We start from the raw sequence: 21,688 nt of genomic DNA on the forward strand, positions 1-21,688 counted from the left end.
CCTCAAATGCGGGAAGGACGCGCTCTAATTTGGTGAGCCGCGTTAGCGCGTCGAAAGAAAGACAGGGTTGTGATTTAAAAGTGAGTAAAAATATTGTGTGCCGCAAGGCGCGTGCACTCGTTTGGTGAATGTAAATTTCTGTTAATCCACGTTCATGTTGTTACATTTCGTTGCATTAGCCCCACACAGGTAAAATCATGTAGCCTTGCAACCTCACCGGAGATTGCATGTTTGCTTACATAATTCGCCGCCTATGGCAAATGTTGCCGACCATGCTGGGCGTGGTGCTGCTGCTGTTCGTGCTGTTTAACTGGGTCGGCGGCGATCCGGCTTATTTGCTGGCAGGCAAAATGGCGGATGCGGACAGCATCGCCAATATCCGTCGCCAGCTGGGTGTGGATCAGCCGTATTACGTGCAGTTGTGGATTTTCATCAAGCAGATCGCCAGTTTTGATTTCGGTCTGAGCTGGGCCACCGGTGAGCCGGTTGCCGAGCTGATCGTCACCCGGCTGGGGCCGTCGCTGGCGGTGCTGGCGCCGCTGACGGTGCTGGAAACCGGCATCGGCATCGCGCTGGCACTGGCGGTCGCCTTTGTGCGCGGTTCGCTGACCGACCGCGCGCTGATGCTGGCCTGTACGGTGGGGATGTCGATCAGCATCCTGGTCTACATCATCGTGTGCCAGTACGGACTGGCGTATCGGCTGGGCTGGTTTCCGGTGCAGGGCTGGGGCGGCTGGCGCTATGCGGTGCTGCCGATCCTGATCGGGCTGGCGGTGTCGCTGGCGCCGACCTTGCGCCTGTTCCGCAGCTTTGTGCTGGATGAGGTGGGGCAGGATTATGTGCGTACGGCGCGCGCCAAGGGGCTGAGCGAGCGGCGCGTGATGTGGGTGCACGTGCTGCGCAACGCGGCGATTCCGATCCTGACGCATGTGATGTCCAACCTGCCGGCCTTGTTCATCGGCGCGTTTTTGCTGGAGCGTTTCTTTGGCATTCCGGGCATCGGCAGGGAGGTGATCCTGGCGGTCGAGCGCAGCGATTTTCCGGTGATTAAGGCGATTACGGTGTACGTGGCGGTTGCCACGATGGTGTTCAATCTGCTGACCGATCTGCTGTACCAGGCGGTCGATCCACGGGTGAAACTCGCATGACGGCCTGGCAGCGCTTGCGCGCGGACCGGGTGGCGATGGCGTCGTTGGCGGTAGTGGCGGCGTTCCTGCTGATGGTGGTGCTGTCGGCCATCGGGCTGGTCGCGGCAGACTGGGAGGAGGAGGCCGGCGTCAGCTACGCCCCGCCAACTTTCCTGGGTGCTGACACTGCCACCGCGGCGGCAGCGGCCACGCAGCAGCAAGCCTTGCCCGACAATCCCTTCGATCCGCTGGCGGCGGATATCCGCGAACTGCGCGCGCAACTAACGGCGCGCGGGCCCGCGGCCGGCGCTGAGCGGCGCGCGACCTTGCCGTTCGGCGCCGACAAGTGGGGTCACGACGTCATTAAGAAAACCATCAAGGGCGGCCAGACTTCGATTGTGGTCGGGCTGGTGGCGGCCGCGCTGGCAGTAGGGCTGGGTTCGCTGTTCGGCGCGCTGTCCGGCTACTGCGGCGGCGTGGTGGACGATGTATTCAACTGGTTCTACAGCGTGTTCACGGCAATTCCGTCGGTACTGATGATCCTGGCCGTGGCGGCGGTGCTGCAACAGAAGGGCGTGCTGACCATCGTGCTGATTCTCGGCCTGACCGGCTGGACCGGTCCGTACCGCCTGATCCGCGCCGAATACCTGAAGCACAAGACGCGCGAGTACGTGCTGGCCGCCGACGCCATCGGTGCCTCGCACTGGCGCCGCATGTTCACGCATATTTTCCCCAACGTCAGCCATGTGGCGCTGGTGCAGCTGTCGATCCTGGTGGTCGGCTTCATCAAGGCGGAAGTGATCCTGAGCTTCCTCGGCTTTGGCGTGCCGGTTGGCACCGTCTCGTGGGGCAGCATGCTGAACGAGGCGCAGAACGAGTTGCTGCTGGGACGCTGGTGGCAACTGGCGGCGGCGGCCAGCGCCATGGCCGTGCTGGTGACGGCGTTCTCGCTGTTCACCGACGCGCTGCGCGACGCCCTCGACCCCAAGGTGAAATCATGAGCTTGCTCGAAGTACGCAACCTGCGCGTCGCCTTCCGCCTTGACCGCCACAGCACTACCGAGGCGCTCAAGGGCGTCAGCTTCAGCGTGCCGCACAACGCCACCGTGGCGCTGGTGGGTGAGTCGGGCAGCGGCAAGTCGGTGGCGTCGCTGGCCGTGATGGGCTTGCTCGATCCGGCGGCGGCGATGGTCGATCCGTCCAGCAGTATCTGCTTTGACGGCCGGGAGCTGCTGGCGCTGGACGGCAAGCAGCGCCGCGCGCTGTGCGGCAAGGACATCGCCATGATTTTCCAGGAGCCGATGTCGTCGCTCAATCCGGTCTTCACGGTCGGCGCGCAGATCGCCGAGGTGCTCAAGCTGCACATGGGCATGAGCCGTGCCCAGGCGCGCCGCCGCACGACGGAATTGCTGGAGGAGGTCGGCATTCCCGATCCGGCCGCCCGCATCGATGCGTATCCGAACGAACTGTCCGGCGGCCAGCAGCAGCGCGTGATGATCGCCATGGCCATCGCTTGCGAACCACGGCTGCTGATCGCCGACGAGCCGACCACCGCGCTCGACGTCACTATCCAGCAGCAGATCATGGAGCTGATCGCGCGCCTGCAAAAGCGGCGGGCGATGTCGGTGCTGTTTATTACGCACGATCTCGGGCTGGTCGCGCAGATTGCCGACCACGTCATCGTCATGCGCCACGGCGAGGTGCGCGAGGCGGGACCGGCGCAGCAAGTGCTGCAACAGCCGGCCGACGCCTACACGCGGGCGTTGCTGCATTGCCGTCCGACACTGGAGGCGCGGCCGTGGCGGCTGCCGGTCATCGCCGATTATCTGGACGGCGCGACGCCGCCACCGCAGCCCGAACGCCGGCGCGGCGCTTCGCCGGACGATATGCCGCTGCTAGAAGTGCGCAACCTCAGCAAGCACTTCACGCTGCGTGAAGGCTGGTGGCGCCAGCGCGAATTTCACGCGGTGAAGGACGTGTCGTTCACGCTAGCGCGCGGCAAGACGCTGGGCGTGGTAGGGGAGTCCGGCTCCGGCAAGACCACGGTCGGGCTGACCTTGTTGCGGTTGCATCAGGCCAGCGGCGGCAGCGTGCTGTTCGATGGTCGCGACCTGCTCAGCCTGTCCGCGCGGGAGTTCCAGGCGTACAAGCGGCGCATCCAGATCGTGTTCCAGAATCCGTATGCGTCGCTGAACCCGCGCTTCACGGTGGGCGATATTTTGCTTGAGCCGATGCGCATCCACCGCATCGGCGCCGATGAGCAGGCGCGCACGGCGATGGCGCTAGCGCTATTGGAAAAGGTGGGACTGCCCGCATCTGCCATGTCCCGCTATCCGCACGCGTTCTCCGGCGGCCAGCGGCAGCGCATCGCCATCGCCCGCTGCCTGACCTTGCAGCCGGAAATCCTGGTGTGCGACGAGTCGGTGTCGGCGCTGGACGTGTCGGTGCAGGCGCAGGTGCTGAACCTGCTGCAGGATTTGCAGGATGAGCTGGGCCTGTCATACATTTTCATCTCGCATGACCTGTCGGTGGTGAAGTACATGGCCGATCAGGTGATGGTGATGAAACAAGGACAAGTCGTGGAATTGGCCGACGCCGACGCGTTGTATCGTAACCCGCAACATCCTTACACGCGGGCCTTGCTGGCGGCGATCCCCCGCAGCGGTTAAGCGTTTTTTAAGTTAAGATATCTGTATGGCGAATTTAATCCTCCTGCTCCAAGAATATGGCGTCCTGATTGTGTTCGGGATTGTGCTGGTCGAACAGATCGGCATGCCGATTCCTGCGTTCCCGATTCTGATCGTGGCCGGCGCCATGTCGGTCGATGGCGACACGCCGTGGATCTCGGTGCTGGCGGTGGCCATGCTCGCCTGTCTGATCAGTGACAGCTTCTGGTTCCGCGCCGGCCGTTTCTACGGCAAGCGCATCCTCAAGCTGCTGTGCAAGATTTCGCTGTCGCCGGATTACTGCGTCAGCCAGACGGAAGACAATTTCAAGCGCTGGGGTCCGAAGGCGCTGATCGTCGCCAAGTTCATCCCCGGGTTTAACGTGATTGCGCCGCCGCTGGCCGGCGCGCTGGGTACCAGCCGTGGCACCTTCCTGTGCTTCAGCGTCATGGGCAGCTTGCTGTGGGCCGGCACCGGCATCGGCATCGGCGCCTTCTTCCATACCAGTGTCGATCAGTTGCTGGATATTCTCAGCACGATGGGCTCGACCGCGTTGATCGTGCTGCTGGTGTTGCTGGCCCTGTTCGTGGCGTTTAAGTATGTCGAGCGCAAGCGTTTCCGCCAGTCGGTGGAGATCGACCGGATCACCGTCGAGGACTTCAAGCAGCTAATGGACCAGGGGCATGAGCCGATCCTGATCGACGCCCGCAGCGCCACGGCGCAAATGCTGGACCCGGCCGTGCCCGGCGCGCTGCTGTTTAATGGCGGCGAGCTGAGTGCGGAGATTGTTGGCCTGGATAAGAGCCGGCCGATCATCGTGTATTGCAGCTGCCCCAACGACGTGACCGCCGCGCATGTGGCCAAGAGCCTGATCGGGCAGGGCTTCCATCGCGCCCGTCCGCTGCATGGCGGGCTGGAGGCGTGGAATGCCGCTTTCCGCAGCGAGTCGCTGCCGCAGGATACGCCCGCGTCGGTCTAACCCGAACAGAAGGGGTCTGACCCCGTCCGGGGTCAGACCCCGGCGCAGCGCCTTGCGGGTTTCGCAGGTGCCGCACGCTTTTACCGCCAGTCAAGTCCACTCGCCAGCATGCCGGTAGTCATACTACGCGGCTAATTCCCGCATTTCCCAATTTCTGTAGCAAACTGTACTAAAACTACAAACTTCGCTTGCCTGTTGGGGCGAGTTACCTTAAGCTTAAGCCTCAACTATTTTCGCTCAATCATGACAGCTCAGTCCGTACAAACGCCTCCCTCCCTGACCACTGTATTCCCTGGTGGCCCGCGTCTGCTGGCGGACATCGGCGGCACCAACGCGCGCTTTGCGCTGGAAACCGCACCTGGCCGGATTGAAGCGATCGAAGTGCTGGCGTGCGCCGCCTATCCAACCCTGGCCGCCGCCCTGGTTGCGTATCTGGCCTCGCCGGTTGTCGCCGAGGCTGGCGTGACCGGTATCCGCAACGGCGCCATCGCCATTGCCAACCCGGTTACCGGCGACATGGTGCGCATGACCAATCACCACTGGGCGTTCTCCATCGAGGCGCTGCGCCGCGAAGTCAACTTCGACACGCTGGTGGTGGTCAACGATTTCACCGCGCTGGCCAGCTCGCTGCCGCAGCTGTCGGCCACGCAGAAGCATCAGGTGGGTGGTGGCGTCGGCGTGCCGGGCACCCCGCTGGGCCTGATCGGCGCCGGCACCGGTCTCGGTGTCTCCGGTTTGATTCCAGGCAAGGACGGCTGGACCGCGCTGCTGAGCGAAGGCGGCCACGTGACCTTCTCGCCAGCCAATCCGACCGAACTGGCGATCCTGCAATTTGCATGGAAAGAATTTGAACACGTGTCGGCCGAGCGCCTGATGTCCGGCGCCGGTATCGAACTGATCTACCGCGCGCTGGCCGATATCGGCGACCTGCCGGCGGAAAAGCTGAGCGCCGCCGAAATCTCGCGCCGCGCGCTGTCCGGCGAATGCGCACTGTGCGACGAAGTCATCGAGGCGTTCTGCTGCATGCTGGGTACGATTGCCGGCAATATCGCCGTCACGTTAGGTGCGCAGGGCGGTATCTATATTGGCGGCGGCATCGTCCCGAAGCTGGGCGAGCGTTTCGACCGCTCCGGTTTCCGTGCCCGCTTTGAAGCCAAAGGCCGTTTCGACAAATACCTGGCGGCGGTGCCGACCTGGGTGATTACTGCGGAATACCCGGCATTTGTTGGCGTTTCTGCCATTCTTTCGGATCGACTTGCCGCCGTGTAAGTTAGATTGCCAGCTTCCGTTACATTTCGATGTCGGTGAAATGCGCTTTTTGTGCTTTTATCAGGTACAATTCGCGTTGTTGGATGAAACGTCTGGCTTCCTGCCCACGTTTTACGTAGAAAGCAACAGCTTCGGCGGTTGCCGGCAAGTCCCTCCTTCCCGCCGGGTGCGCATAGGCCTTGGTGTCGGAAAAGCAGTTCAGCGAGTCCTCCCGCACGTGTCATTGACTCACTGAATGTGATTGATTTCTTTCGATTTTGCTTATGGATACAGTTGAGGCTAAAAAAGTCCTCGAAACCGCCTTGCTATGCGCCCGTGAGCCGTTGTCGATCCACAGTCTGAAAAAACTGTTTGTCGAGCTGGACGATCAGGACCGGCCGCGCGGCCCCGGTGTAGGCGCCGATACGATCAAGGAATTGTTGGAAGAATTGCGGCTGGACTGGGCCGGCAAGGGCGTCGAGGTAATCAGCCTGTCGACCGGCTGGCGCTTCCAGAGCCGGCCGGAGATGAAGCTGTATCTTGAACGGCTGAATCCGGAAAAGCCGCCGAAGTATTCGCGGGCCACGCTGGAAACCCTGGCCATCATCGCCTATCGCCAGCCGGTGACGCGCGGCGACATCGAGGAAATCCGTGGCGTGGCCGTCAATTCGCAGACGATCAAGATGCTGGAAGACCGTGGTTGGGTCGACGCCATCGGTTATCGCGATGTGGTCGGCCGTCCAGCCTTGCTGGGCACCACCAAACAGTTTTTAGATGATTTGGGCTTGAATTCGCTGTCCCAGCTGCCGCCGTTGCAGCAAATCAGTGATGGTCAGAACGCGATGGAAACCCTGGAAGCGGCTCTGCAAGAGAACTTTGAGAAAGCGGCGCAGCAGGACGGTGCCGACCATGCGGACATTGAGCAAGAACCCGGCCCTGCGCCAGATTTAACGGTTGACGCTGAGCACAACCAAGAAACGAATAATGAACAAACCTGATACCCCAGAGATCATCGACGCACCCGCGGCGGACGTAGTCGCCAAGCCTAAGCGCCGTACCAAAGCCCAAATCGAGGCCGACGCTGCCGCCGCCACTTCCGGTGACGCGCCAGCCGCCAAGCCGAAAGCCAAGGCCAAGCCAAAAGCGGAAGCTGCTGAAGCAGTCGCTTCCAACACGCTGGCGCCAGTGAAAAAAGCGCGCGCCAAGAAAGCCGACGTCGCCGTGGAAGCCGCCGCACCGGCAGCGGAAGCAGCAGCTGCCGAGCCGGCCGCCAAGCCAGCCGCCAAGCCGCGAGCAAAGAAAGCCGCACCAGCCGCTGATGCGGTTGTCGCCGAGGCATCCGCCGCGCCGGCATCGGCGCCTGCCGCTGATGCAGCGCCGGCCGAGGCCGGTGAGCGCGTTGAGCGCCAGCAGCGTCCACGTGGTCCGCGCCAGATGCGCGAACAGCGCGCTGTCCGTGAGGCGCTGAACCCGCGTCCTGAGCCAGTCGCCGTTGAAGCGGGCGAGGCGCAAGCGCCGAGCGGGGTTGAGGGCGCCGAAGGTGCAGCACCAGCCGCTACCGACGGCAAACCACGCCACGAGCGCGGCGACCGCAACAATGCGCGCAACGGCAAGCCGCCGCGCAACGGCGGCAAGAACGGCAAGCAGCGCGGCGGTCAGAACGCCGGCGGCAAGCCAAACGACGCGGATGCCGCGTTCTCCTACGTGACGTCGGACGCGTTCGACAGTGACGACAGCAAGGGTCGCCAGCCACAGAAAGCGGCCCGCCGCGACCTGACGGCGGATGACGATGCGCCAAAGCTGCACAAGGTGCTGGCGGAAGCCGGCCTGGGTTCGCGCCGCGACATGGAAGAGCTGATCGTTTCCGGCCGCGTGTCGGTCAACGGCGAGCCGGCCCACATCGGCCAGCGCATCCTGCCGACCGATGCTGTGCGCATCAATGGCAAACTGATCCAGCGCCGCGTCAGCAAGAAGCCGCCGCGCGTGCTGGTGTACCACAAGCCAGCCGGCGAGATCGTCTCGATGGATGATCCGGATGGCCGCCCATCGGTGTTCGATCGCCTGCCGACCATGAAGGCTGGTAAATGGCTGGCCGTTGGTCGCCTCGACTTCAATACCGAAGGCCTGCTGCTGTTCACCACCTCCGGTGACCTGGCGAACCGCCTGATGCACCCGCGCTACGGCATCGACCGCGAATACGCGGTGCGTACCCTGGGGCCGCTGGAAGAAGGCATGCGCCAGAAACTGCTGGGCGGCGTCGAGCTGGAAGACGGCGTGGCGCAGTTCTCCAAGATCGCCGACGGCGGCGGTGAGGGCATCAACAAGTGGTACCGCGTGATCATCGGCGAAGGCCGTAACCGCGAAGTGCGCCGCATGTTTGAAGCGATCGGCCTGACCGTGTCGCGTCTGATCCGTACCCGTTACGGCGCGATGACCTTGCCAAGCAGCCTGAAACGCGGCCGCTGGGAAGAGATGGAAGAGAATGCGGTGCGCGGCCTGATGGCTGCCTACAGCATCGAGAAAAAAGGTGGTGGCGATGCGCCTGCGCCAGCTGCGGCTGCCGCCGCGCCGCGCGGCAAGGGCCAGCAGCAAGCCAAGCCTGCCCAGAACAAGGGGCCGGAAAAGCGCGGCCGCAACGGTCAGGGCGATCAGCATATTGAACGCGGTAACCGTCGCGACGAGCGTGACTTCGACGATGACGACGAAGATGACGAGAACGAGCCGAACTTCAACCGCGCCGACACCAGCAACGCCAACGCGTTGCCATTCGGCAAGCCAGCCCGCAACGGCGGTCGTGGCCAGGGTGGTGGTTTTGGCGGTGGCGCCGGCGGCGGCAATGCCGGTCGCGGCGGCAAAGGTCGTCCGGCTGGCCAAGGCGGCCAGGGGCAGACGTCCAGCCGTCCGGGTGGTCGTCCGCAGGGTATCGGCGGTTACGCCGGCGGCCGTCCGCTGGGCGAAGGCCCGGCGCCGCGCGCGCAAGGTCAGGGCGGTCGTCCGCAAGGTCAGGGCGGTCAGGGCCAGGGCGGCCAGGGTCAGCCACGTGGTCAGCAAGCCAAGGGTCCGAGCCGTGGTCCGCGTCAGCCGGATCCGCTGCAAACCACCTTCGGTTTCGGCGCATCCAGTGGCGCGCCGCGCCGTGGCCAACCGCCGCGCGGCGGTGCTGCCGATCATGGCATGCCACGTCGCCGCAAAGGCTGAGAGGTCGCTTCAAAAAGCCCGCAGCTTCGTTGCGGCTCCTCGTCGTGCAGGTGCACTGCCTTCGTCGCCGCGCCTCGCTGCGTGCATTTTGAAGCAACCTCAGGCAGCTTTCGCCTTGTTGTAAGTCTGCTATGCCGCCTGTGCGGCATTGCAGCGAACTTCATATAAGGTTATAATATGCAGCCTAGTAGAAGTTCCAATTGCGTCTCGCAGCGGAACTCTTCATCTGGCTGGGTGTTTTAGAAAGATGGGCAGATGCCCATTTTTTTTTTGTTGAACCGTTTTAAACGGCTTGTTTTGCACCATATAAACAAGCCTTGGACTGGAGAATTTCTTGCAGCTTCTGGATTTAATTGAAAAGACCGTTGTCGGTCTGGGCTACGAGCTAGTTGATGTCGAACGGGCCGAGCGCGGACTGCTGCGCGTGTTTATCGATTTCAACGCGGAAGATGCCGAAGAAAAAGGCATGATCACCGTGGAAGATTGCGCCACGGTCAGCCATCAGTTGTCGCACGTGCTGACGGTCGAGAACGTGAATTACGAGCGTCTCGAAATCTCGTCGCCGGGCCTCGATCGTCCGCTGCGCAAGCTGTCCGATTTCAGCCGTTTTGCCGGCAGTGAAGTCGTGATCAAACTGCGCGCAGCCATGCCGGGTACGAACAACCGGAAATCGTTCACGGGTGTCCTGCTGGAACCCGTCGGCGAGAATTTGTCGTTGGAATTTGAAAGTAATGAAGGTCCGGCGCAGTTGGATTTTACGCTCGCCGATGTGGATAAGGCACGCTTGGTGCCGCAGGTGGATTTTAAGGGACGCAAAGCATGAGTCGCGAAGTTTTGTTATTGGTAGACGCGCTGGCGCGTGAGAAGAACGTCGATAAAGATGTCGTTTTCGGCGCACTGGAATTCGCGTTGGCGCAAGCCACGAAGAAACGGTATGAGGGTGAAGTAGACATCCGCGTTTCGATCGACCGCGAGTCGGGTGAGTTCGAATCCTTCCGCCGCTGGCACGTGGTGCCGGATGAAGCTGGCCTGCAACTGCCGGACCAGGAAATCCTGCATTTCGAAGCCAAGGAACAGATCGCCGATATCGAAGTGGACGACCACATCGAAGAGCCGATCGAATCCGTGGAATTCGGCCGCCGCTTCGCGCAAGACACCAAACAGGTGGTCCTGCAGCGCGTGCGTGATGCTGAACGTGAACAGATCCTGGCCGACTTCCTGGAACGCGGCGACTCGCTGGTCACCGGCACCATCAAGCGCATGGAGCGCGGCGACGCCATCGTGGAATCGGGCAAGATCGAAGCCCGCCTGCCACGCGACCAGATGATCCCGAAAGAGAATCTGCGTATCGGCGACCGCGTGCGGGCTTACATCCTGCGCGTTGACCGCAATATGCGCGGCCCGCAAGTGATCTTGTCGCGCACCGCGCCGGAATTCATCGCCAAGCTGTTCGAGCTGGAAGTGCCGGAAATCGAACAGGGCATGCTGGAAATTAAATCGGCGGCGCGCGACGCTGGCGTGCGCGCCAAGATCGCGGTCTACACGGCCGACAAACGCATCGACCCGATCGGTACCTGCGTCGGCATGCGCGGTTCGCGCGTGCAGGCCGTGACCGGTGAGCTGGGCGGCGAGCGCGTCGACATCGTGCTGTGGTCGGAAGATCCGGCGCAGTTCGTCATCGGCGCACTGGCCCCGGCCAATGTGTCCTCGATCGTCGTTGACGAAGAGAAGCACGCCATGGACGTGGTGGTGGACGAGGAAAACCTGGCCATCGCCATCGGCCGCTCGGGCCAGAACGTGCGCCTGGCGTCCGATCTGACCGGCTGGAAAATTAACATCATGACGGCCGAGGAATCGGCCGACAAGGCAGCCCAGGAAACCGCCGCGATTCGCGCGCTGTTCATGGAAAAATTGGATGTCGACCAGGAAGTGGCCGACATCCTGGTGGAAGAAGGCTTTGCCAGCCTGGAAGAAATCGCCTACGTGCCGATCTCCGAAATGTTGGAAATCGAATCGTTTGACGAAGATACGGTCAACGAACTGCGCACCCGCGCCCGTGACGCCCTGGTTACCGAAGCGATCGCTTCGGAAGAAGGCCTGGAAGGCATGGACGAGGCGCTGGTCGGTCTGGAAGGTATGGACCGCATCACCGCCGGCAAGCTGGGCCTGGCTGGTATCAAAACGGTAGAAGCGTTTGCCGGCCTGGCTTATGACGAGTTCGGCGCCATTCTGGCCCTGTCGTCTGACCGTGCACGCGCACTGATTACGAGTGAATTTGAAGATGTGACCGACGATGAGATGAAGTTGGTTGATGCGAAGTACGACGACCGTGCCAAAGGCTTGCAAGCCAAGGCCTGGAGTCTGACTGAATCTGCAAAGGCTTAATTTGATTATTTTTATCATCTCCGCGACACATAGAAAAGAGGACTGAATGGCGAGTAACAACGTAGCCCAATTTGCCACCGAACTGAAGATGCCTGCAGACTTGCTGCTGACGCAGCTGCGTTCTGCCGGCGTCGAAAAAAGTTCGGCGTCAGATCCATTGTCGAAAGAGGATAAGGATAAGCTGCTCGATCACCTGCGCCGTACCCATGGCGCCGGTGCTGAAGAGAAGAAGAAAATTACGCTGACGCGCAAGGAAACCACCGAGATCAAGCAGGCCGACGCCAATGGCAAGGCCCGCACCATCCAGGTCGCCGTCAAGAAGACGCGTACCTTCGTGCAGCGCGACGAACCGCTGACCACCACGCCGGCGCCAGCGCCTGCGCCCGTGGTCGATGCGGCCGAAGTCGCACGCCGCGAAGAGGACGTCAAGAAACAAGCTGAACTGATCGCCCGTCAGGAAGCGGAACTGCGCGAAAAGCAGGAGCGTCTGGCCAAGCTGGAAGCGGATAAAGCCGCCCAGGACAAAGCCAACGCCGAAGCCGCCGCCGCCGCCAAGAAGGAAGCGGAAGCCGAAGCCAAGGAAGAAGCCAAGAAAGCTGCCGCCGCCGCCAAGGCCGCGACTGCTGCGCCGACTTCGGCTGCGCCGGCCGCGCCTGCGGTCGACACCGCGGCGGAAGACGCGAAGAAAAAAGCTGCTGCCGAAGAAGCCAAGAAAAAGGCTGCTATCGTCGCCAAGGAAGCTGCTGATCAAGCCGCTGCCACTGAGCGCGCCCGTCAGGCTGTTGCCGACGAAGTGGCCCAGATCAAGGCCATGATGAACGCGCCACGCCGCGCCATCAAGGCGCCTGAGCCTGCGCCTGCGCCAGTCAAGCCGAAAGTCGCCGAAGGCACGCTGCACAAGCCAGCCACCGGCGCGACCGCCAAGCCGGGCGACAAGCCAGGCGACAAGAAACCTGCGGTCGGCACTGCGGACAAGAAATCGATCAAGTCGGCCAATGTGTCGTCGACCTGGTCGGACGACGCCAAGAAACGTGGCGCACCAGGCGGCCCGAACAAAGGCCGTAGCGGTCCAGGCGCCGGCACCGGTCGCGACAGCTGGCGCGGTGGCAAGGGCGGCGGTCGTCGTCATCATCAGTCGGATGATCGCGAGACCAACTTCCAGGCCCCGACCGAAGCCGTCATCAAAGACGTGCACGTACCGGAAACCATCACCGTGGCCGAACTGGCGCACAAGATGTCGGTCAAGGCGTCCGAAGTCATTAAGCAGCTGATGAAGCTGGGCCAGATGTGCACCATCAACCAGGTGCTGGATCAGGAAACCGCGATGATCGTGGTCGAGGAGATGGGTCACAAAGCCCACGCTGCCGAGATGGACGATCCGGAAGCGATCCTGGCCGACCAGGGCGAGCATGCGCACTTTGAATCGGTGCCGCGCGCACCGGTGGTCACCGTCATGGGTCACGTCGACCACGGTAAGACCTCGCTGCTGGATTACATCCGCCGCGCCAAAGTGGCGTCGGGCGAAGCCGGCGGCATTACCCAGCACATCGGCGCATACCACGTGGACACCCCGCGCGGCATGATCACCTTCCTGGATACGCCGGGTCACGAAGCCTTTACGGCGATGCGTGCCCGCGGTGCGAAAGCGACCGACATCGTGATCCTGGTGGTGGCAGCCGACGACGGCGTGATGCCGCAGACCAAAGAAGCGATCGCTCACGCGAAAGCAGCCGGTGTACCGCTGGTGGTGGCGATCAATAAGATCGACAAACCAGGTGGCAACGTCGACCGCGTGACGCAAGAACTGGTTGCCGAGAGTGTGGTGCCGGAAGAATACGGTGGCGAATCGCCATTCGTGCCGGTATCGGCCAAGACCGGCGAAGGCATCGACAACCTGCTGGAGCAAGTGCTGCTGCAAGCCGAGGTGCTGGAACTGAAAGCGCCGATCGATGCGCCGGCCCGTGGCCTGGTGGTCGAAGGCCGTCTGGATAAAGGCAAGGGTCCGGTTGCGACCGTGCTGGTGCAGTCCGGTACGCTGAAACGCGGCGACGTGATTCTGGCGGGTTCGTCCTTCGGTCGCGTTCGTGCGATGCTGGATGAGAACGGCAAGCCGATCAACGAAGCGGGTCCATCGATTCCGGTCGAAATCCAGGGTCTGACCGAAGTGCCGCAAGCCGGTGAAGAAGTCATGGTCATGGCCGACGAGCGTAAAGCACGTGAAATTGGTCTGTTCCGTCAAGGTAAGTTCCGCGACGTGAAACTGGCCAAGCAGCAAGCGGCGAAGCTGGAAAACATGTTCGGCCAGATGGCCGAAGGCGAAGTCAAAAACCTGCCGCTGATCGTCAAGACCGACGTGCAGGGTTCGCAGGAAGCGTTGGTCAGTTCGCTGCAGAAACTGTCGACCTCGGAAGTTCGGGTCCAGATCGTCCACGCTGCGGTCGGTGGCATCACCGAGTCGGACGTCAACCTGGCGGTGGCCTCGAAAGCAGTCATCATCGGCTTCAACGCCCGTGCTGATGCCCAGGCCCGCAAGCTGGCCGAGTCGAACGGTGTGGACATTCGCTACTACAACATCATTTACGATGCGATCGACGAGATCAAATCGGCGTTGTCGGGCATGTTGGCGCCAGAGAAGCGCGAGACCGTTATCGGTCAGGTCGAAGTACGCCAGGTTATCCTGGTGTCGAAAGTCGGCGCGGTTGCCGGTTGCCTGGTCACCGATGGCGTGGTCAAACGTTCGTCGTCGGTTCGCCTGCTGCGCAACAACATCGTGGTGTGGACTGGCGAAATCGACTCGCTCAAACGCTTCAAGGACGACGCCAAGGAAGTACGCGCCGGTCTGGAGTGCGGCCTGTCGCTGAAGAACTACAACGACATCCAGGTGGGCGACTCCCTGGAAGTGTTCGAAGTACAGGAAATCGCTCGTACCCTGTAATTTCGGACGCACACAGCAGCATCTGGTAAAGTGGACGGGGGCATCAGCTCCCGTCCACTTGCCGTTTATGGAATCATCATGGCAAAACATAGTAAAAACATCCCCCAGCGCGGTTTGCGCGTGGCCGATCAGATCCAGAAAGACCTGTCCGAACTGATCGTTTTTGAACTCAAGGACCCGCGCGTCGGCATGATCACGCTGGCCGAGGTGCAAGTCACCCCGGATTACGCGCACGCGAAAATCTTCTTCACCATGCTGAAGGATGATCCGGAATCGGTCAAAAACACGCTGGCCGGCCTGCACGCCGCCGCCGGCTACCTGCGCAATATGCTGGGCAAGCGCCTGCATATCCACACGCTGCCGCAGCTGCACTTCGTGCACGACACCTCGGCCGCGCGCGGCATGGCGATGTCGGCGCTGATCGACCAGGCCAACAGCACCCGCTCGCTGGACGACGGCAAGGAAGACGGCGAAGCGTAATGAACCAAGCCCGTACCAAACGCGTCCGCGATCTGGTGGACGGCGTGCTGCTGCTCGACAAACCGGTGGGCTTTTCCAGCAACGATGCGCTGATCAAGGCCAAGCGCGTGCTCAACGCCAAGAAGGCCGGCCACACCGGCACGCTCGATCCGTTCGCCACCGGCCTGCTGCCGCTGTGCTTCGGCGAGGCCACCAAGTTTTCGCAGGACCTGCTGGAAGCCGACAAGACCTACGACACCACCGTGCACCTGGGCCAGACCACCGATACCGGCGACACCGAAGGCGAAGTGATCGACACGCGCGACGTCAACGTCACGCTGGAGCAGATCCACGCCGTGCTGGCGCAGTTCCGCGGCCCGATCAAGCAGGTGCCGCCGATGTATTCGGCGCTCAAGCGCGACGGCAAGCCGCTGTACGAATACGCCCGCGAAGGCATCACGCTGGAACGCGAAGCGCGCGACGTCACCATCCATAAGCTGGAATTGATTGCGTATCAAGCGCCGTTCCTGAAGCTGTCGGTCACCTGCAGCAAGGGCACCTATATCCGCGTGCTGGGCCAGGACATCGGCGAAGCGCTCGGCTGCGGCGCCCATCTGAACGCGCTGCGCCGCACGCAAGTCGGCGCGCTGACCACCGAGCACATGATTACGCTGGATGAACTGGTCGCCCACGAAACGCCGCTGACGCTGCTGTCGCCGGTCGACGCGCTGCTGTCCAGCTTCCCGGCGGTGCAACTGAACGCCGAACTGGCCAAGCGCTTCCTCAATGGCCAGCGCCTGGCGCTGGGCAAGGAACCGTCGGTCAGCGTGCCGGCCCAGCAGGGCCGGGTACGCGTGTACCTGGACGCCAAGCTGCTGGGCACGGCCATCCTCGGCGAATACAGCATCCTGCAGCCGGAACGATTAATCGCCTTCGTCGCCGAATAAAGCGGTGAAGTTGCATCGCAACATGCTATACTAGCTGGCTACCCGTACGACTTGTACGCACCTGAAGTTTTTCCCCAAGATAACGACCATGTCTACTACTAAACGCGCAATTCGCAATATTGCAATCATCGCCCACGTTGACCACGGTAAAACCACCCTGGTTGACCAACTGCTGCGCCAGTCCGGCACCTTCCGCGAAAACCAGGCGGTTGATACCCGCGTGATGGACTCGAACGACCTCGAAAAAGAGCGCGGCATTACGATTCTGTCGAAGAATTGCGCGGTTGAGTACGAAGGCACCCACATCAACATCGTTGACACCCCAGGCCACGCCGACTTCGGCGGCGAAGTGGAACGTGTGCTGTCGATGGTTGACTCGGTTCTGCTGCTGGTGGATGCCCAGGAAGGCCCAATGCCACAGACCCGTTTCGTGACCCGCAAGGCGCTGGCCCTGGGTCTGAAGCCGATCGTCGTGGTCAACAAGGTGGACCGTCCGGGCGCGCGCGCCGACTGGGCCATCAACCAGACCTTCGAACTGTTCGACAAGCTGGGCGCCACTGACGAACAACTGGATTTCCCTATCGTTTACGCTTCGGGCCTGAACGGCTACGCCGGCCTGACCGAAGACGTACGTTCGGGCGACATGAAGCCGCTGTTCGACGCCATCCTGGAACACGTGCCAGTCCGTGACGACAATCCGGACGGTCCGCTGCAGATGCAAATCACCTCGCTGGACTACTCGTCGTACGTCGGCAAGATCGGCATTGGCCGCGTCAACCGCGGTACCGTCAAGGTCGGCCAGGACGTGCTGGTCATCAATGGCCCAGGCGCTACCCCAATCAAGGGCCGCATCAACCAGGTGCTGAACTTCAAGGGCCTGGAGCGCGTGCTGGTGGACGAAGCGGTTGCCGGCGACATCTGCCTGATCAACGGTATCGATGAAATCGGTATCGGTTCGACGCTGTGCGCCACCGACACCCCTGATCCGCTGCCGATGCTGACCGTCGACGAGCCGACCCTGACCATGAACTTCATGGTCAACAACTCGCCACTGGCTGGCCGCGAAGGCAAGTTCGTGACCTCGCGTCAACTGCGCGACCGTCTGGACAAAGAACTGAAAGCCAACGTGGCACTGCGCGTTGCGGCAACCGAAGACGACACCACCTTCGAAGTTTCGGGTCGCGGCGAACTGCACCTGACCATCCTGATCGAAAACATGCGTCGCGAAGGTTTCGAGATGGCTGTATCGCGTCCACGCGTGGTGTTCAAAATGGTGGATGGCGTGCGCCATGAGCCGTTCGAGCAACTGTCGGTTGACGTTGAAGAAGCCAATCAGGGCGGCGTGATGGAAGAACTGGGTCGTCGTCGTGGCGATCTGCAAAACATGGAATCGGACGGCAAAGGCCGTGTGCGTCTGGAATACCGTATTCCAGCACGTGGCCTGATCGGCTTCCAGGGCGAATTCATGACCCTGACCCGCGGTACCGGCCTGATGTCGCACGTGTTTGACGCCTACGCTCCGGTAGACAACACCAAGGGCGAACTGGGCGGCCGTCGTAACGGCGTGCTGATCTCGCAGGACGACGGCGCCGCTGTGGCCTACGCGATCTGGAAACTGCAGGATCGCGGCCGTATGTTCGTGGTCCACAACGACCCAGTGTACGAAGGCATGATCATCGGTATCCACTCGCGCGACAACGATCTGGTGGTCAATCCGATCAAGGGCAAGCAGCTGACCAACGTGCGTTCGTCGGGTACCGACGAAGCCGTGCGCCTGGTGCCGCCGATCCAGATGTCGCTGGAGTACGCCGTGGAATTTATCGACGACGACGAGCTGGTGGAAATCACCCCGAAATCGATCCGTCTGCGCAAGCGCTTCCTGAAAGAGCACGAGCGCAAGAAGGCTTCGCGCGAAGCATAAGCCTCCCTGAGAGCGCTTTTAAAGAAACCGTCCGGTGCAAACCGGGCGGTTTTTTTTATTTCTAACGGTATTTTTCGATACTTGGCGTTACTGGCGGTTACATTACGTTACGCAGGAATTTACATTCCGTTACCCGCGATACAAAACGGTGCATGACGATACAATGGGACGCATATGGCGCTTCGTATCCGGGATGCACCATTTTGGTTAAAGCGTATTTATCTAAATTAAATTCTTAAATATTTTGTTTAAGCTAATTTAAAACGTTGTTAATCCATGTTAAGTAAAATAAATGCCTAAAAATAGCGGTGCAGTGACGCTGCAAAATGGTGATTTTGTGCACCAGCGTGGTACATTTCTCATCAAAACAACACTGCAACGTTGTATTAATGATGAAATTATTCCTGTGCAATTGACATCACTTTAGGCAACATGGTCTGATCATTCCACGGGCTCATTCTTAGATTGTTAAGAAACGCTCTCTAAAAGTTGGTAGAAAAAGCGCTTTTTGGTTACAAAGAGTCGTATTACTAAAAAAGCTGGACGGTGGAAAACACACCCACTTACTACCGCCAGCCTACTAATCGGGAATTGAAAAAACTATGTTGAGAAAAACTGTGATCGCGCGCGCTTTAACAATCGCGTTTGGTAGCGTTATCGTCGCTGCGGGTGTCGTCCAGCCAGTTATGGCGCAGTCGAACTCCAGCGGTAACATCTACGGCTCGATCGATGCGCCAGCCGGCGCCTCGGTATCGTTGACCAACACCGAAACCGGCCTGAAGCGTGCCATCAGCCTGGACGCCAGTGGCCGTTACCAGGCAACCGCGCTGCCAGCCGGCCACTACCGCGTGGAACTGCTGCGCGATGGCAAAGTTGCGCAAACCACCGAAGTCGATGTTCTGGCTGGTCAAGGCGCCAACGCGTCCTTCGCCGCTGCCGCCGTCCAGGCCGTGCAAGTGACCGGTCGCCGCAACCGCATCGACGTGTCCAACACCAACAACGGCGCCATCTTCACCGCCAAGGAACTGGAAAAACTGCCAGTCGCCCAGACGCTGAATGCCATCGTGCTGCTGGCACCGAACACCACCAAGGGTGATTCCGCGTTCGGCAACACCTCGTCGTTTGGTGGTTCGGGCGTGTCGGAAAACTCGTTCTACCTGAACGGCTTCCCGATCACCAATCCGCTGAGCCAGCTGGGTTCGATGGAACTGCCATTCGGCGCGATCCAGCAAGCATCGGTGATGACCGGCGGCTTCGGCGCCGAATACGGCCGTTCGATCGGCGGCGTGTTGAGCGTGACCTCGAAGAGCGGCACGAATACCTGGGAAGGCGGCGCGATGTACAGCATCGAGCCGTCCAGCATGCGCGCTTCCTATAAAAACATCAACTACGCCAAGACCGGCGACGTCAACAACGTTGGCACCGACGGCAAGCTGGACCTGCGCCGCGACAACCGTTCGGTCAGCAGCCAGCAGTATGGCGCCTACCTGGGTGGCCCGATCATCAAGGACAAGCTGTTCATGTTCATTGCCGGTGATCAGACCATCGGCAAGGATTCGTATGTCGGTTCGACCTCGGTCACCAACCCGGCCACCATCAACCAGAGCGGCTGGAACCAGAACCGTTCGCAGGAAAACCGTTGGTTGGGCAAGCTGGACTGGAACATCAATGACGATCACCGCCTGGAGTTCACCAGCGCCGGCGACAGCAGCCAGACCCGCTACCAGAAATACGGCTACACGCTGAATCCGAACAATCCTAACGCTGCCGCGCAGCTGGACGGCGTACCGAACGGCCAGTTGTACTCCTCGGCCGTGGGCAAAAACCTGGGGCCAACCGATCCTGAATTCCCAGGCACCCCAGGCGCCACCGTCAACATGCTGAAGTACACCGGCAACTTGACCGACAACCTGGTGATCACCGGCCTGTACGGCGTACTGAAGAGCAAACACGGCGTCAGCTACGAAGCACTGGGCGCGAATGCCGGCACCGGTGGCGTACCGCCGACCATTACTTACGGCACCACTGCCAAGTGGGGCGCGATCGATCCTGCGCTGTACCGCAACTACAATATCTTCCCTGGCTACATCAGCAGCCCAGGCGAAGATGAAACCAAAGCGGCACGTTTCGATCTGGAATACAAGCTGGACAACCATACGCTGCGCGCCGGTATCGACTCCGCGAAGCTGAATACATCGGCAGCCGGTCAGGTCCGCAGTGGCGGTTCGTCGTGGGCATATAAATACGTTGGCGCCGCCAACGTCGGCCAGACCATCAACCTGTCGGGCGCCCGTCCTGGCAACGTCGCCGACTTCGGCGGCTCCGGTACCGCCGGCTACTACGTGTCGCAATCGATCTTCAACTCGCTGACCTCGGCTGCTGCGAAGCAATCGGCGCAGTATGTGGAAGACCGCTGGCAAGTGCGCAAGGATCTGCTGCTGACGCTGGGTCTGCGTAACGATTCGTACAGCAACTCCACCGGTGACGGCGCCAAATTCGTCGACATGAAGCACGAAGTGGCGCCACGCTTCTCGGCGTCGTGGGATGCCAACGGCGACGCCTCGCTGAAGATCTACGGTAGCGCCGGTCGTTACTACCTGCAACTGCCAACCCAGGTAGCTGCCCGTGCCGCCAGCCGTTCGACCTACACCACCCAGGAGTTCACCTACACCGGCATCGATCCGAATACCGGCGTACCGCTGGGCCTGAAGGCAGTCAACACCCCGGTCTCGTCGGACGGCGAATACGGCCAGGCCAAGAACGTGCAGTCGGTGGTGGCGGCCGATTTGAAGCCTAACTATCAGGACGAAATCACGCTGGGCTTCGAAAAAGCCTTCAGCCCTGACCTGAACTTCGGCGTCAAAGGCACCTACCGCAAACTGGGCGCTGGTATCGATGATAGCTGCGATACCCGTCCAATTCTGAAATTCGCAGCCGAACACGGTATCGATATTCAGAACACCGGGGCCGTCAACTGCTTCATCTTCAATCCAGGCCGCGATGTCAGCCTGTGGGTGGACGGCAACGATGCAGCCGGTAATCCGGTGGTCACCGGCAAAGGCCAGATTGCCCACTTCACCGCTGCGGAAATCGGCGAGCCAGACGCCAAGCGTACCTACGCCGCACTGGACTTCTTCGCCGAGCACCCGATGCGCAACGGCTGGTATGGCCGCATCAACTACACGCTGTCGCGTAGCACCGGCAACATGGAAGGCCAGACCCGTTCCGACACCGGCCAGACCGACGTCGGCACTTCGGCAGGCTGGGACTTCCCAGAGTTTGCGCCGGGTTCGGACGGCCTGCTGCCGAACGACCGCAAGCATCAGCTGAAGATGTACGGCTTCTACCAGATCACGCCTGAAGTGACCGTGGGTGCGTTCGCGCTGCTGCAATCGGGTCGTCCTAAGCTGTGCCTGGGCACCAACGACGCGGCCGATAACGGCAGCGATCCGGCTTACCCGCTGGGTCAGATCTACGGCGGTCCTGGTTATGGCGCCGAGTACTACTACTGCGGCGACAAGCCAAGCCCACGCGGCAGCCTGGGTCGTATGCCTTGGGAAAAACGTCTGGATCTGAACCTGGCTTACTCGCCACAACTGATCAAAGGTTTGACGGTGAAAGTGGACGTGTTCAACGTGTTGAACAAGCAAGTGCCAATCAGCACCAACCCAACCTATGATGACGGCGATAGCAGCGTGATCACCGCCAAATACGGTGAAGTGATGAGCTACCAATCGCCACGTTATGCCAAGTTCACGGTGGAATACAACCACAAGTTCTAAGCCCTGTGTAATGGCGCCGGCAACAGGGCGCCACTCCACCAG

The 21,688-nt window shown here is 61.1% G+C and carries 15 protein-coding genes; 14 read left to right on the forward strand and 1 reads right to left on the reverse strand.

Annotation, left to right across the window (positions count from 1 at the left end; genetic code table 11):
* Window positions 1–227: 227 nt before the first annotated feature.
* The 5 genes from HH213_RS17655 to HH213_RS17675 all read left to right on the forward strand — a co-directional run bounded on the left by HH213_RS17655 (window position 228) and on the right by HH213_RS17675 (window position 6,040).
* Window positions 228–1,148, forward strand: coding sequence for an ABC transporter permease (locus HH213_RS17655; RefSeq protein WP_169113074.1), 921 nt, complete (start codon window positions 228–230; stop codon window positions 1,146–1,148).
* Window positions 1,145–2,128: an ABC transporter permease gene (locus HH213_RS17660; RefSeq protein ID WP_169113075.1), complete on the forward strand. Its 984-nt coding sequence runs from the start codon at window positions 1,145–1,147 to the stop codon at window positions 2,126–2,128. The genes HH213_RS17655 and HH213_RS17660 overlap by 4 nt, the downstream gene beginning before the upstream one ends.
* Entirely contained in the window at window positions 2,125–3,795 is a 1,671-nt protein-coding gene (locus tag HH213_RS17665) for an ABC transporter ATP-binding protein (protein ID WP_169113076.1), read from the forward strand. Before HH213_RS17660 ends, HH213_RS17665 begins: the two co-directional genes overlap by 4 nt.
* Window positions 3,796–3,820: 25 nt before the next feature.
* A complete protein-coding gene (locus HH213_RS17670; RefSeq protein WP_110847059.1) occupies window positions 3,821–4,771 on the forward strand; it encodes a VTT domain-containing protein in 951 nt (316 codons plus the stop codon).
* Window positions 4,772–5,014: 243 nt separating this feature from the next.
* Window positions 5,015–6,040 carry a glucokinase gene (locus tag HH213_RS17675; protein WP_169113077.1) on the forward strand — a complete coding sequence of 342 codons (1,026 nt, stop codon included), beginning with the start codon at window positions 5,015–5,017 and terminating at the stop codon, window positions 6,038–6,040.
* A gap of 19 nt (window positions 6,041–6,059) precedes the next feature.
* Here the strand turns inward: HH213_RS17675 and HH213_RS30470 are convergent, their stop codons facing one another.
* Window positions 6,060–6,188 (reverse strand): hypothetical protein, encoded by a 129-nt coding sequence (locus HH213_RS30470; RefSeq protein ID WP_255458127.1) that lies wholly within the window; start codon window positions 6,186–6,188, stop codon window positions 6,060–6,062.
* Window positions 6,189–6,303: 115 nt separating this feature from the next.
* Here HH213_RS30470 and scpB point away from each other — a divergent pair, with 115 nt between their 5' ends.
* From scpB to HH213_RS17720, 9 genes are all read left to right on the forward strand, one after another.
* The gene (gene scpB, locus HH213_RS17680; RefSeq protein ID WP_161043751.1) at window positions 6,304–7,017 is read left to right on the forward strand and encodes an SMC-Scp complex subunit ScpB; all 714 of its coding nucleotides are present in this window, start codon (window positions 6,304–6,306) and stop codon (window positions 7,015–7,017) included.
* Window positions 7,004–9,217 carry a pseudouridine synthase gene (locus tag HH213_RS17685; protein WP_169113078.1) on the forward strand — a complete coding sequence of 738 codons (2,214 nt, stop codon included), beginning with the start codon at window positions 7,004–7,006 and terminating at the stop codon, window positions 9,215–9,217. Before scpB ends, HH213_RS17685 begins: the two co-directional genes overlap by 14 nt.
* A 334-nt stretch (window positions 9,218–9,551) precedes the next feature.
* Complete coding sequence (gene rimP, locus HH213_RS17690) at window positions 9,552–10,040, forward strand: ribosome maturation factor RimP (RefSeq protein ID WP_110847055.1); 489 nt, start codon at window positions 9,552–9,554, stop codon at window positions 10,038–10,040.
* The gene (gene nusA / locus HH213_RS17695; protein ID WP_110847054.1) at window positions 10,037–11,602 is read left to right on the forward strand and encodes a transcription termination factor NusA; all 1,566 of its coding nucleotides are present in this window, start codon (window positions 10,037–10,039) and stop codon (window positions 11,600–11,602) included. The genes rimP and nusA overlap by 4 nt, the downstream gene beginning before the upstream one ends.
* 46 nt (window positions 11,603–11,648) lie before the next feature.
* On the forward strand, window positions 11,649–14,537 hold the full coding sequence (gene infB / locus HH213_RS17700) for a translation initiation factor IF-2 (protein WP_169113079.1): 2,889 nt from the start codon (window positions 11,649–11,651) through the stop codon (window positions 14,535–14,537).
* 78 nt (window positions 14,538–14,615) lie between these two features.
* Window positions 14,616–15,017, forward strand: coding sequence for a 30S ribosome-binding factor RbfA (rbfA, locus tag HH213_RS17705; RefSeq protein WP_161054032.1), 402 nt, complete (start codon window positions 14,616–14,618; stop codon window positions 15,015–15,017).
* Window positions 15,017–15,943, forward strand: a complete 927-nt coding sequence (gene truB, locus HH213_RS17710; RefSeq protein WP_169113080.1) for a tRNA pseudouridine(55) synthase TruB — start codon at window positions 15,017–15,019, stop codon at window positions 15,941–15,943. Before rbfA ends, truB begins: the two co-directional genes overlap by 1 nt.
* Window positions 15,944–16,031: 88 nt before the next feature.
* Window positions 16,032–17,864 (forward strand): translational GTPase TypA, encoded by a 1,833-nt coding sequence (gene typA, locus HH213_RS17715; RefSeq protein WP_110847050.1) that lies wholly within the window; start codon window positions 16,032–16,034, stop codon window positions 17,862–17,864.
* 602 nt (window positions 17,865–18,466) lie between these two features.
* Window positions 18,467–21,646, forward strand: a complete 3,180-nt coding sequence (locus HH213_RS17720; RefSeq protein WP_169113081.1) for a TonB-dependent receptor — start codon at window positions 18,467–18,469, stop codon at window positions 21,644–21,646.
* Window positions 21,647–21,688 lie beyond the last annotated feature (42 nt).

The sequence above is a fragment of the Duganella dendranthematis genome (assembly GCF_012849375.1).
Taxonomy (GTDB): domain Bacteria; phylum Pseudomonadota; class Gammaproteobacteria; order Burkholderiales; family Burkholderiaceae_D; genus Rugamonas; species Rugamonas dendranthematis.

Coding starts and splice junctions, on each gene's coding strand:
- HH213_RS17655 (WP_169113074.1), top strand. CDS start 228: ATGTTTGCTTACATAATTCGCCGCCTATGGCAAATGTTGCCGACCATG.
- HH213_RS17660 (WP_169113075.1), top strand. CDS start 1,145: ATGACGGCCTGGCAGCGCTTGCGCGCGGACCGGGTGGCGATGGCGTCG.
- HH213_RS17665 (WP_169113076.1), top strand. CDS start 2,125: ATGAGCTTGCTCGAAGTACGCAACCTGCGCGTCGCCTTCCGCCTTGAC.
- HH213_RS17670 (WP_110847059.1), top strand. CDS start 3,821: ATGGCGAATTTAATCCTCCTGCTCCAAGAATATGGCGTCCTGATTGTG.
- HH213_RS17675 (WP_169113077.1), top strand. CDS start 5,015: ATGACAGCTCAGTCCGTACAAACGCCTCCCTCCCTGACCACTGTATTC.
- scpB (WP_161043751.1), top strand. CDS start 6,304: ATGGATACAGTTGAGGCTAAAAAAGTCCTCGAAACCGCCTTGCTATGC.
- HH213_RS17685 (WP_169113078.1), top strand. CDS start 7,004: ATGAACAAACCTGATACCCCAGAGATCATCGACGCACCCGCGGCGGAC.
- nusA (WP_110847054.1), top strand. CDS start 10,037: ATGAGTCGCGAAGTTTTGTTATTGGTAGACGCGCTGGCGCGTGAGAAG.
- infB (WP_169113079.1), top strand. CDS start 11,649: ATGGCGAGTAACAACGTAGCCCAATTTGCCACCGAACTGAAGATGCCT.
- rbfA (WP_161054032.1), top strand. CDS start 14,616: ATGGCAAAACATAGTAAAAACATCCCCCAGCGCGGTTTGCGCGTGGCC.
- truB (WP_169113080.1), top strand. CDS start 15,017: ATGAACCAAGCCCGTACCAAACGCGTCCGCGATCTGGTGGACGGCGTG.
- typA (WP_110847050.1), top strand. CDS start 16,032: ATGTCTACTACTAAACGCGCAATTCGCAATATTGCAATCATCGCCCAC.
- HH213_RS17720 (WP_169113081.1), top strand. CDS start 18,467: ATGTTGAGAAAAACTGTGATCGCGCGCGCTTTAACAATCGCGTTTGGT.